This window comes from Dongia rigui (assembly GCF_034044635.1).
In the GTDB taxonomy this organism is placed as follows: domain Bacteria; phylum Pseudomonadota; class Alphaproteobacteria; order Dongiales; family Dongiaceae; genus Dongia; species Dongia rigui.
The window spans coordinates 687,196-699,047 of the sequence record NZ_JAXCLX010000002.1 but is presented as its reverse complement, the minus strand read 5'-3'; the positions used below and the strand labels follow the sequence as shown (position 1 = coordinate 699,047).

Below are 11,852 nucleotides of genomic sequence, written 5' to 3'. Positions count from 1 at the left end.
CGTTTGCCGGCGAAAAAGCTCCGTCGGCCTAGGGCAGAGCGTCGGTCAGATAGAGATAGACTCGCTGCCCGCCATGGGAAACCGGTCCGAACGGGGTGCCGAATGGCAGGCCGCAAGCGCCGGCAAGGCTCGCATCATTGGTGATGACCGCCACGCGCCAACCGCCAAAGCGTGCCAGCATGGTCTGGCCAAAGGTCTTATAGAGTCCGAACAGCTTCTTCTTGTCGCCGATGCGCTGGCCATAGGGCGGGTTGGCGATGACAAGGCCGGCAGGGCCATTCGGCGCCGTCACGGCACTCACCGCACATTGGCGGAAGGCCGTGACCTCGCCCAGCCCTGCCCGCGCGGCATTGGCGCGGCTCATCTCGATCGCACCGCCATCACGGTCGCAGCCATAGAAGCGGAAATCGGGCGTTGCTCCCGGCGTCGCCACGCTGTCACGCAGCTTGGCCCAGCTTTGCGCGTTGAATCCCTTCAACTGCTCGAAAGCAAAGGGGCGCGACCGGCCGGGCGCCAGATCCAGCGCCACTTCCGCCGCTTCGATGACGAAGGTGCCCGAACCGCACATGGGATCGAGCACCGGCTCGCCCCCCGTGTAACCGGCTTCCCGCAGGAACAAGGCGGCCAGCGTCTCGCGCATCGGTGCCTTGTTGACGGCCTCCTTATGGCCGCGCTTGTGCAGACTCTCGCCCGAGGTATCGATGCTGATGGTGCAGATATCGTCCTCGATGCGCGCCTTCACGCAGAGTTCGGCCTCGTCCGAAATCGGCGCCCCCAGCGTCTCGGCAATCGCCGTCTCGATGCGCTGTTTCGCTGCCCCCGAATGATAGATCTTGGAATGCTTGCAGGTGGCCTCGACCCGCACCGGCACATCCTTGCGCAGCAGCTGGTCCCACGGCACCTTCCGCGACCGCTTGTCGAGCTGGGCCAAGTGAAAGACGGGATAGGAGATGATCCGCGCAAAGACCGCACTCGCCCCGCGCAGCATCAGATTGGCGCGCCACACCTCCGGCCAGCCGCCCTTCACCGTGACGCCGCCCCCAACGACGGTGACCTCCTTGAAACCGAGATCGCGCGCCTCGCCAGCCAAGGTTTCTTCAAAGCCGGGGATCGAAACCAGGAAGATTTCGAACACATGCCCGAGCCGCGGCACGTCTTCGCGCTCAGGCATCGGCGCTGGCCGCGTCGGCTTGGCGGGCTTACCGCCCTGCGGCCGGCTCTCTGCCCGTGGCCCCGGCTTCCCCGCAGGTGCGGACTTGGCACCGGGCTGCGGCCGTGGCGGTGTTCCTGGCTGTGGGCGACCTTGCGGCCGGGTCGGTTTTCTCAAGCGGGCACCCGATTGCTGCCGAACGTGATGAAAACGCGGCAAATTCAGATTCTGTTGGCCCTCAACCTACGATCAATCGGCAGGTGGGAACAGGCTTTTTAAGGCGCGTCACGCGAACTTCCGCGCCGCATCGATGGCAAGGCCCAGCCCGACGCTGCCGAACAGGTCGCCCGTCACCGGCTTGGCATTGGGGAGATGCCCCAGCACCTGGCGCCGGATTTCCGGCACGGCGGTCGAGCCACCGGTCAGGAACACCGATTGAATGGCACCCGGCGCCACACCGGCGGCGCGGAGGCATGCATCGATCGCCTGCACGATCCGTAAGCCATCCTCATAGACCGCGTGATCCAGATCGCCCTGGTGCAGCACCGTCTCGACGACCGGATCCAATGGAATGGGCAGCGTCACCTCGGCCTCATCCGACAGCGCGATCTTGGCGGCTTCCACGGCGGCGGCGATGCGGTGGCCCTTCCGATCGACCAAGACCTCGATCAACTGCTCGATCATCTCTGGCGCGCTCACCTGGAACAGGATCGAGCGCAGATAATTGATGTTCTGCGGCGTATAGAGCGTCGGGATGCGATGCCAGGTCGCCAGATCATGATAGAGGTGGCTCGGCATCGGCAGCTTCTTCGGCCCGATGAGCGCGTCATAACCCAGATGCGGCATCACATGGCGGATGCTGAGGCGCCGGTCGAAATCGGTACCGCCGATATGGACACCGCTGCGGCCCAGGATATCGGCCGCACGGTCATGGGCCCGCGCCCGCTCGGGCGACAACCGCGCCACCGCAAAGTCCGATGTACCACCGCCGAGATCGACGATGAGGGCCAGTTCCTCCCGCGCCAGGGACTGCTCATAGGCAAGCGCTGCCGCCACCGGCTCGAACTGCATCTCGACATGATGAAAACCCTGCGCCTTGGCGATGCCGATCAGCTCCGCCTCGGCCTGCGCATCCGCCGCGTCATCCTCGTCGACAAAGCGCACGGGCCGGCCGAGCACGACATGCTCTATCGTGTGACCGACATGCTGCTCCGCCCGGGCCTTCAAGTGCCGCATGAACATGCCGATAACATCGCGCATGGCGACGCGCTTGCGCTGCACCAATGTCGTTTCATCGATGAGGCTCGACCCCAGAACACTTTTCAGCGCCCGCATCAGGCGCCCTTCCGTGCCCTCGATATAGGCGCCGATCCCTTCGCGCCCGAACCGCACCTTGTGCTCTTCGTAATCGAAGAAGATGGCGCTGGGCAGCGTCACACTCTCCGCCTCCAGCGGGCAAAGCGCCACGCCATTGCCGGCGGCAATGCCAAGGGTCGAGTTCGACGTCCCGAAATCGAGACCGCAAAAGTTTTTCGGCATCGCAACCCCAACCGCGTGCAAGGAAGGGGCCGAACGGCACCCTGACCAGAACATGGCTTGATAAAAGAAAATGGTATCACCCGACGGATATCAACCGCCGACCTAGGGATTATGATTCCCCTGTACGCCCCGCACAAAGCCGCAGTCTATTTTGGTTCTGTGCCAATATTGTGCCACTCTTTATGTCCAGGTAAAGGACGATCGTCCTCTCCGACAGCTTGCATTTGGATGAAGAGCGTCGGGAGGTCAAGAGCTTTCGCCTTTACACATCAAACAAAGCCACTGAGTCGAAAATTCAGTTGCTTCAATAAGAGTCCCGGTCGGTAAACGATTGTCCGGGATGGTCCAAAATCTAGCGTATGGACGGTCTTGAGATATCGACGTGGAATCTGGGAATGGCTCAAAAATGCCATCGTTCGCGAAGCTGCCCGCCTCTTACCCAATAAAGGCTGCTTGCAGAACCCTTCTTGAGCAGATGGGCTGGCCTGATGGCCCTAAGTGTCCGCTCTGCGGCAGCTACGATCACCTGCGCCTGGAGGCTGCGAGCTGCCGGCCTGGCCTGATCAAGTGCCGCGATTGCAGCCGACAGTATAGCGTGACGACCCATACATTGGTGCATTCGACCAACCTTCGGCTGAGCACCTGGATCGAGGCGATGTATCTCAGCCTCGCCCGCAGCGCCGCATCGTTGGGTTGCGATGAGCGATAGCGAGTTGAAGAGCGGCTACTCAACCTGCTGCTCGTTTCGCATTCCTACCCAGCTACCGACTGGCCAGCGCAGCTGACCGCGGACGCAGGAAATGTGCGAGTTTCGTGTCGGCGGTCGATATGTGGGTCATCCACCAGCTGCTAAGCAGGTTGAGGAGGTCTGTTCCCGCTTCCCGGTGGCCCTGCTGGAAGCGCTCATGGAGTTGATTGAGCCGGCGATCAAAGCCGTCATGGGCGCGCTTGTGTTCGATCAATTCGGGATATTGCCGCGCATTCATCAGAGCTTCTTCATGTGAGAAATGCGTCCGGGTATACTCCATCATGCGCTGGAAGCTGCGCCGGACCGCGGCCCCGTCGGCACCGGATGAAATGGTTCGGTGCAGGTCGTTGATGGTCGCCATGATCTGGCTGTGCTCGTCATCGATCTCCTTCTCACCGATGGTGAGGCTGTCGTTCCACTCGATCAGCTCGCTCGACTCGCTGCCATCGGCCTTGCGCACCTTTTCGAGGAAGCTCGCCACATTCTGCTTCAGGGTCGCCGTTTGGGTGGAAAGATCACCGGACGAGGTCGAAATGTCGGCGGCAAGGCCTGCCGATCGTTCGGCCGAGGAGAGCACCCGGTGGATGCTGGTGGTCACCGTGGCGCTGCCGGCCGATGCCTGCTCGACATTGCGTGCGATTTCGGCGGTCGCGGCGCCCTGCTGCTCGACGGCTGCCGAGATGGAGGATGAGACCTCATTGATCTGCTTGACCGCCTCCATGATCTCGCGAATGGAGGCTGCCGTATCGCCGGTCGACGCCTGCACTTCGCTGATCTGCTGCCCGATGTCCTCGGTGGCCTTGGCGGTCTGAGTGGCGAGTGACTTCACTTCATTGGCGACCACGGCAAACCCGCGGCCCGCCTCGCCGGCACGGGCCGCCTCGATGGTCGCGTTAAGGGCCAACAGATTGGTTTGCTCGGCGATATCCGTGATAAGACGCACCACATCGCCGATGCGGCCAACCGTGGCGACCAAACCCGTCATCTTCTGCCCCGTGCTGTCGGCCACATCGGCGGCCTTGCTGGTGAGTGCCGCCGACTGACTGACCTGGCGGCTGATTTCCTGGATCGAGGCAGCCAGTTCCTCGGTGGCACCTGCCACCGACTGAATATTCGTGGTCGATTGTTCGGCCGCTGCAGCAACGGATGCCGATTCATTGCGCGTATCCGTGGCACCCTTGTCGACGCCCAATGCGGTCGTTCCCATCACTTCCTCGGCGTGACTGAGGCCGTCAAGCACGCTGCGGATCGTCAGTTCAAACTGACCGATATAGGAATTGACCTTGGTTTGCCGGGTATCCCGCTCTCGCTGGGCTGACAACTGCTCCTCGGCCAACCGATCGGCGCGGATCATGCTTTCGCGAAAGATCTCGACCGATTTGGCCATATCGCCCACTTCATCGCCACGATCGATGCTTATGACCGCGACACTGTGGTCACCAGCCGCAAGCTGCGTCATCACAGAGGTCATGCCGGCAATCGGCCGGGTTATTCCGCGCGCGATCAGGACGCCCAACAAAATGGTGATGACAAAGAGCACAGAGGCCGACGCCAGGACATAGAACAGAATATTGCGCGCCTCGCTGCCCAGCGCCCGTGTCTGGGTGACAAGATCGGCAGCTATGTCGGCTTCCACCGTCTCATAGGTCTCGATCTTCTTGGTGACGGTTGTAAACCAGTCGCCCGCCTTTACCCCCTGCGTATCACCCGACTGCAAACTGGCAATCGCAATACCGCGCAGCCGGTCAACCTCCATGGATGCGGGTGTCTTCGGCAATTCGGCGAGAGTGGCGACCAGGGCATCGTCCGCCATCGAGCCGAAACGGTCGAAAAAGGCGCTCTGTTCGGCCATAAGGCCGACGAACTTGCGAAAGAGTTCGCCATCAAATTTGCCGGCGCTGAAGCCAGCGCCGCCCATGGCACGCTCGACGCCCATCCGCTCCTTGCCTTGGAGGAACGCGGCATAGGCCAGAATGGCGCGACCGATGTTGGCATTGTGGCTGAGGGGGGCCATCTTTTCGACGCTGGCGATCAGCCGGCGAATGATCGGCGTATAATAGCCTGCCATGTCGGCGACGCCGGTCTTCAGATCGGTAATGGACTGGCGCATGTCCGATACTGCGGCAAGGGCCGCGACTGCGTCGTCGGCCGGCTGCGCAACAGCCCCTAAACCTTGCATGCCATCCGCGCCGAGAGCGGCCTTCAGCTTGGCGATCTGAGCGTCCGTTGCCTGCCGCTGCGTATCGAGCTCTGTCTTGTACAATCCGCCCTTGCTGCCGAGGTAAATGGCGGACGCACCGCGCTCGCGCTGCAATTCATGGCCGAGAGCACTGATTTCAGGTGCCAGCTCGGCCATGGATTGCAGCTGCCGCATCTCGGCCCACAGACGGTACTTGTCGGCCACAGCCAAGAGGGAGACGGCCAGCAGACCGAGCATCGGGATCAAGAGGGCAATGAGGATCCGTTTGCCGATGCGCAGATCATTGAAGGCCTTAAGCATGGTCCATCTCCGCTTGCCTGGTGCTGAACTACCGACCGATCAAATTGAGCAGGTGTGATTTGAAGTCGAGATCGTGCCGGACGATGATTTCGACAATCTTGCGTTCCATGGTAGCAACGAGGCTGCAACGCTCCGGCTCCGAGCCGCCGGGCTCGGCGACCATCTCGGCCAGTTGCTGCAACATGGCTTCAATTGCCTGATGCTGCCCGGCATGCGCCTCGGCTCGTGGGAAATGGGTGTTGCGCAACATCGCCTCTTCAAAGCGAAAATGCGCGGAGCAATCGGCGATCAATACCGAAAGTGCGGCCTGCACGTCACTCCAGGGCGCACCAGTTTCGACAAGCGCCCGCAGCCGTGCGCTGTCCGCCAACAAGCATTGATGCTGCCGATCGATCTCCGGATCGCCGCTCTCAAAAGCCTCCGACCAGATCAGCGTGATGCCATTGTCGACAGATGAAGCCATGCACACTCTTTCCTCGAGCAGAAATCAGTGCGAGCAAGGATGGCAGAACGATAAACACGGTCATTGAGGCAAATCAACCAACGGATGAATGGCGCCACTTGATAATAATCAAAAATCGTTTTCCTAGTCGTAGGAATATCAGAATGGCCGGGGCGTTGCGCCGATGATGATCGCGTGGCTGAAAAGGATGCCGACATAGAGGCCCATCGCGGCGATCAAGCGTCGCCACGGCAGTTGCCGCACGTCGCCACGCCATCGGCCCGTCATCAAAGCCCAACCAGGAAGCCAGGAGGTATGAGCTGAGAAAGCAAGCCATTGCGACGGACCCCATGCGGCCCGGCGACGGGCATCAAAGAGCAGCGTGCCGACAACGCCATAGAGTCCCAGCGACGCGAATAAAAGCAAATGCGCCACGTCACCATTGGGAAAAAGATGCGCCATCGCCCACAATATGACCGCCCAAAGCAGGGGGTGACGCGTGACTCCGGCAATGCCGGGTGCCCGGGGCGAGAAAGGTCCGGCGGTGCCGCCCAGGCTGAACGGGTTAACCACCCCAATACCGCAAGCGAGCAGCAGGCAGGCGATCGGCATCGCGATATGCGGCACAAGATACTGCCATGGTGCCGTACCCCAGAGCTCGACATAGGGTGCCCGGCCGGCCGATTGAATCAGCCAGTAGAAGATGATCAGCGACAGAGTGCCATAGAGCGCGCCATAGCAGCGGCGACCAAGGTGGTGCCGCAGCATCTGGCGCAAGCGCGGCGAGGCCGAAATGCCATGCGACAGAAAGAACAGTGCCAGCGCCGCCGCGAACTCGCCCCAACCATCCAGGCCGGAGATGATGTTACCCGAGGCGAACAAGCGGCGCTTGCTGCTCGTCGATGATGATGGCCCGTGCCACGAACTGCCGCAAAAGATCGGTGAAGGCATCCCTCTCCTGCAGCATCAGGGTGCCGACCGTCGACAAGCCGTCAGCCACGGCCGCAGATTGGCTGCGCACAGTCACACTGAAGCGCGGGTCGGCACATTGCAGGCTCCGGGCATTGACGATGTGGTTGTAGTTGCCCGTCCGGTCGAAACTGAGCCCGGCGGCGGCGGATGTCGCCATGGCGCCGGAGGACAACAATTCGGTCTCGCGCAAATCCGCACGGTCATGCGGCGCCGACAATCCGATCTGCCAGGGCGATCCGTCGGCCCTGCTGCCAAGCGCCTGCAATTCACCGAGATTGACCAGCGCATGGGTAAAGCCGCGCCCCTGGAGAAGGATGGCGATGCGGTCGCTGATATACCCTTGCGCGATACCATTGAGTGTCAATTGCATACCGGGACGCCCAAAGGTGACCACGCTGGGCGAGAGCGCAACGTTGCGCCAATCGACCAGTGCTTGCGTGGCCTTGAGCTGCCCCTCATCAAGTTCGGCAGCGGCCGGCCCGGCCTTTGCGTAAAGCTGCCAGAGCGGCTGAATGCTGGGATCGAAGCGACCATCGGTACGCTCGGCGAGGGTCAGGGCGAGGGAAAGAAGTTCGACAAATTCAACCGGCGGCGCCGGCAATGTGCCCACCCGGTTCAATTGGCTGATGGCCGAATCCGGCCGGTGCAGGCTGAAGATCCGCTCCAGCCGGTCGATCTCCGCGAGCGACGCAGCGATGGCCTCCATCGCCACCGATTCCGTTTCGGCATAGAGCGTCAAGTCCGCTTCAGCGCCCAATGCCAATCCCTGCCAACGATAGGGCTGCATGTTGGGCACACGGGCTTGCGCCTTGCCCAGCGGCAGGATCGTTGCCGCCGCCAGGATCGACAGGACGCGGCGGCGTGAATAGGTGCGAGGAGTCGACATCGCCGTCTCCCTTAGCTGCCGGTCTCGGGATTCATCGCCACCTTGGCCCGGTCGAAATCGAGGACATGGCCACCGAACTGCGTCGCGAATTGAACGGCCGCATCCTTGTCGGCGAAGGGAACCGCCTCTTTCTCACCCATGGCGCCGGTCTTGCTGCTGCCGACCACATAGAACGCTTTGTCGGCTTCGATCCAGGCGCCGACCTCTGGCTTTTCCCAACTGCCGCGGCCCATATCGTTGACATAGACGGCGCGAAGATCGCGTGGCTGCGCCAACTCGGTGGCGAGGAACATGAAAACCTCGCCGGGCGAAGAGAACCAGACGGGGGCCGCCTGGCCGCGCAGGAACAACTGCCCCTTGGGCCCCTCGTGCTCGGTCAAAGCCATATGGCAGAAATAGGCGATCGAATTGGCATCCGGCTCCAACGGCAGCGGCAATGCGGCGTCCTCTTCCGGCGAGCAGGCGGCCAGCAGCAACATCAAGGCCGCCGCACCGGCCACAAGAAAGGTCTTCATGATTCACTCCTGACAAAACGACGCCCGGCCAGCAGCAGCGGCACGGCAATCCAAGCGAGCAGCGCCACCAGCAATGTCGTGGGCGCGAACTGAGCCTGCTCGCTCAAGCCGGCCATGCCGGAGAAGCTGCGGATATTGTCGAAAGCGGTGAGGTTAAGCAGGCGATAGATATCGGCGGGGTTGGCAAGGAGCAGATAGGGGAAGACCTTGTCGTCGATCCAGCCCTTGGTGCCGATCAACAGACCCATCAACATGAGGTCATAGATGACGACCATGGCGAACCAGATGCCGATGGCGATTCCGGCCGCCGTGCTGCGCTCCCGCACCGAGGCACTGACCCAATAGGCGAGCGCCAGGAAGGCACAGCCCAGCAGAATCGAGCTGATAATGAGATTGGCGAAGGCCTTCCAGGATTGAATGTCGGCATCGCCGCTCATTGCGGCGGCCATCCCGGCCGCGCCATAGCCCACCAATGTGGCGATGGCAAGGATGCCGGTATGGCCCAGGAACTTGCCGACCAGGATCTGGCCCTTGGTCACCGGATAGGTCAGCAGCAGCAACATGCAGCCGCGCTCGATCTCGCCCACGATCGCGTCATAGGAGATCAGCAGGGCGATGAGCGGCATCAGGAAGATGGTGAGGCTGGAAAGGCTGACGACGATGACCGCCAGCGGTTTGACGTCCAACTGGCCACTAGGGGCGCTGCCGAGAAAGGCAAGGGCAAAGCCGAGGCCAGAGAGCAGCAACGTGGCGCCCAGAACCCACCGGTTGCGCAGGCCGTCGGTAATCTCCTTGCGGGCGATGATCAAAATCGCTCTCATGCGGCACCCCCTGTCCGGTCGGCCGGCTGCGGACTGAAATGATTGTAGATCTCGTCAAGCCCCGGATGCCGAATATCGATATCGGTCACCGCCGCCCCGAGCGCCACCAGACGCGCCAGGGTCGTCATTTTATCTGCCACCGGGCAGGCCACCATCAAGGCGTCCTGGTTGATCACGCATGCATCGAGATCGGCGAGATGGGTTGAGAGGGTTTCGGCGGAACCGCGACAACCCACCACGAAACGCACCGGAAGGGCCGCCTGGCTGCGCAATGTCTCCAGCGGCCCGAGACCGACCAGATGCCCGCCCTTCATGATGGCAACCAGATCGGTCTGCGCTTCCAACTCGGTCAGTATGTGGGAGGAGATGATCACCGTCGCACCGCGCGCGGAAAGCTCGCGGATGATGGCGAAGAATTCCCGCCGCGAGTTCGGATCGAGCCCCGTCGTCGGTTCGTCCAGCAACAGGAGGCGCGGCACGCCGAGCAAGGCCTGCGCCAGGCCGAGGCGCTGCCGCATACCCTTCGAATAGGTCTTGACCCGCCGCCCGGCCGCAAAGCTCAAGCCGACGCGCTCCAGCAATTCCGCGCATTGCGATCGCGGGGCGCTTTTGAGATCGGCATAGAAGCGCAATGTCTGCGTGCCGGTGAGTTCGTCATGAAAGGCGACATTCTCCGGGAGGAACCCGATCTGCCGCCGATAGTCGAGACCAGCGAGCGATGGCCTCGCCCCCAGCACCACGAGATCGCCGGCGCTGGGCCGGATCAGCCCCAGGATCAGCTTCATCAACGTGGTCTTGCCGGCGCCATTGTGGCCGATCAACGCCACGGTACGGCCAGGCTCGATCATCAGCTCAACCCCGTCGACCGCGCGATGCGTGCCATATTGTTTCACCAGATGGCTGGCGTGAATGGCGGGCGCCACGCCTGCTGGACCTTGCTCAAAAAGGGTCATTTTCGTCACGACATTCATGATGATGGGTCTGCCTTGCCTTCTTCCCACTTCACATCGGCCGGGATCTCCGGCAACGCGCGTGGCGCGGTTGGCGCCGTCATAAGAGGATGCGAGTCGACGACACCGCCCGGGTAAAGCGCTGGAAATTGGCTCTGCCCGACGCGCAGGATCTCCATGGCCGGGCTCGACATCAGCAATTTTGACAGCGGATAGCGCCACACCACCCAGTCGACGATGTCGTTCGGCCGGTAGGCGGTATCCGCCATGCCGTCGCCATTGAGATCGAAGGCCGGATTGTCGCTCCAGTAATTGCCGCGTCCGTCGATCGACCATTCATGGAATTTGGTGCCGGCATAATGCATCTGGACATGATTGCCGATAAACGCGTTGCCGCCGATGAGATTGGCATCGGATCCCGTCACATGGACGCCGATGCCGCAATCCTCGAAGCGATTGCCGATGAGCTGATTCTTGACCGCCAGATAGAAGAACAGGCACTTGTCGGCGGTCCCATAGATGACATTGTCGCGGATGTCGCCTTTGCGGGCCGAATTGAGCATCAGGCCGTAATCGCGGTCCTTCACGCTGATATTGCCCTTGATGATCAACTGGTCGGAATACATCAGCGCATAGCCGATATGGTTGCCGATCGACACGTTGTCGGAAACGGATCCGCGCTTTGAATACATGTAGTGAACGGCAAAGCGCAGATGGCTGAACTTGTTGCCGGTGATGATGTTATCGCTGCCCAACTGGACGAAGATGCCGTCGCGACCGCCAGTGACGATGTTGTCTTCGATGCGCGAGCCGACATTGTTCCACATGTGGATGCCATTGCCGCGACTGTTCAGCCACAGATCATTGCGGTTGGTGACGACATTGTTGCGGACGATGGCCCGCTTTGGCCCATGCAGACTGATGCCGAACTGATTTTGGTCCAGGCGGTTGTTTTCAATGACCGGGTCGTCGGCTCCCTGGGCGACATAGATTCCACCGTCGATATTGGTGGTGTTGGTGCCCGAGCCGGTGATGGTGAGGTTACGAATGGTGACGCCCGCGGCCTCGATGCGGATAACGCTGCCTTCCCCATTCCCGACCACTTCGGCGCCGTCAGCACCGATGAGCGCGAGTGTCTTGGCGATCAGCACCGGGCCTTGATGGCGCCCCGGCTGTAAATCCAGCATATCGCCGGGAGACGCGGCGGCAACAGCCTCGATGAGGGTGTTGCCGCCGGCCGCCACGGTGATGGTCTTGGCCCATGCACCGGCCGGCATGCCCGCCACCGCGAGCATGATCGCCAGAAGAATGGCGTCCGACCGGCGCATG

11 protein-coding genes are annotated in these 11,852 nt (G+C 61.8%); 1 reads left to right on the top strand and 10 read right to left on the bottom strand.

What is annotated here, in order from left to right; all coding sequences use genetic code 11:
• Positions 1–28: 28 nt before the first annotated feature.
• Positions 29–1,171 carry a THUMP domain-containing class I SAM-dependent RNA methyltransferase gene (locus tag SMD31_RS14830; RefSeq protein WP_320501676.1) on the bottom strand — a complete coding sequence of 381 codons (1,143 nt, stop codon included), beginning with the start codon at positions 1,169–1,171 and terminating at the stop codon, positions 29–31.
• A 264-nt stretch (positions 1,172–1,435) separates the two neighbouring features.
• On the bottom strand, positions 1,436–2,689 hold the full coding sequence (locus SMD31_RS14825; RefSeq protein WP_320501675.1) for an Hsp70 family protein: 1,254 nt from the start codon (positions 2,687–2,689) through the stop codon (positions 1,436–1,438).
• 406 nt (positions 2,690–3,095) lie between these two features.
• Here SMD31_RS14825 and SMD31_RS21575 point away from each other — a divergent pair, with 406 nt between their 5' ends.
• Positions 3,096–3,398, top strand: a complete 303-nt coding sequence (locus SMD31_RS21575; RefSeq protein ID WP_407652143.1) for a transposase — start codon at positions 3,096–3,098, stop codon at positions 3,396–3,398.
• Between the two features lie 52 nt (positions 3,399–3,450).
• Here the strand turns inward: SMD31_RS21575 and SMD31_RS14820 are convergent, their stop codons facing one another.
• From SMD31_RS14820 to SMD31_RS14785, 8 genes are all read right to left on the bottom strand, one after another.
• The gene (locus SMD31_RS14820; RefSeq protein WP_320501674.1) at positions 3,451–5,937 is read right to left on the bottom strand and encodes a bacteriohemerythrin; all 2,487 of its coding nucleotides are present in this window, start codon (positions 5,935–5,937) and stop codon (positions 3,451–3,453) included.
• Between the two features lie 28 nt (positions 5,938–5,965).
• On the bottom strand, positions 5,966–6,400 hold the full coding sequence (locus SMD31_RS14815) for a bacteriohemerythrin (RefSeq protein WP_320501856.1): 435 nt from the start codon (positions 6,398–6,400) through the stop codon (positions 5,966–5,968).
• 138 nt (positions 6,401–6,538) lie between these two features.
• Positions 6,539–7,261 carry an NnrU family protein gene (locus tag SMD31_RS14810; RefSeq protein ID WP_320501673.1) on the bottom strand — a complete coding sequence of 241 codons (723 nt, stop codon included), beginning with the start codon at positions 7,259–7,261 and terminating at the stop codon, positions 6,539–6,541.
• Entirely contained in the window at positions 7,245–8,237 is a 993-nt protein-coding gene (locus SMD31_RS14805) for an FAD:protein FMN transferase (RefSeq protein ID WP_320501672.1), read from the bottom strand. The genes SMD31_RS14810 and SMD31_RS14805 overlap by 17 nt, the downstream gene beginning before the upstream one ends.
• Positions 8,238–8,248: 11 nt before the next feature.
• Positions 8,249–8,752: a nitrous oxide reductase accessory protein NosL gene (locus tag SMD31_RS14800; protein ID WP_320501671.1), complete on the bottom strand. Its 504-nt coding sequence runs from the start codon at positions 8,750–8,752 to the stop codon at positions 8,249–8,251.
• Entirely contained in the window at positions 8,749–9,573 is an 825-nt protein-coding gene (locus SMD31_RS14795; RefSeq protein WP_320501670.1) for an ABC transporter permease, read from the bottom strand. The genes SMD31_RS14800 and SMD31_RS14795 overlap by 4 nt, the downstream gene beginning before the upstream one ends.
• Positions 9,570–10,526, bottom strand: a complete 957-nt coding sequence (locus SMD31_RS14790) for an ABC transporter ATP-binding protein (protein ID WP_320501669.1) — start codon at positions 10,524–10,526, stop codon at positions 9,570–9,572. The genes SMD31_RS14795 and SMD31_RS14790 overlap by 4 nt, the downstream gene beginning before the upstream one ends.
• Positions 10,527–10,540: 14 nt before the next feature.
• Complete coding sequence (locus SMD31_RS14785) at positions 10,541–11,851, bottom strand: nitrous oxide reductase family maturation protein NosD (RefSeq protein ID WP_320501668.1); 1,311 nt, start codon at positions 11,849–11,851, stop codon at positions 10,541–10,543.
• Position 11,852: the final 1 nt, after the last annotated feature.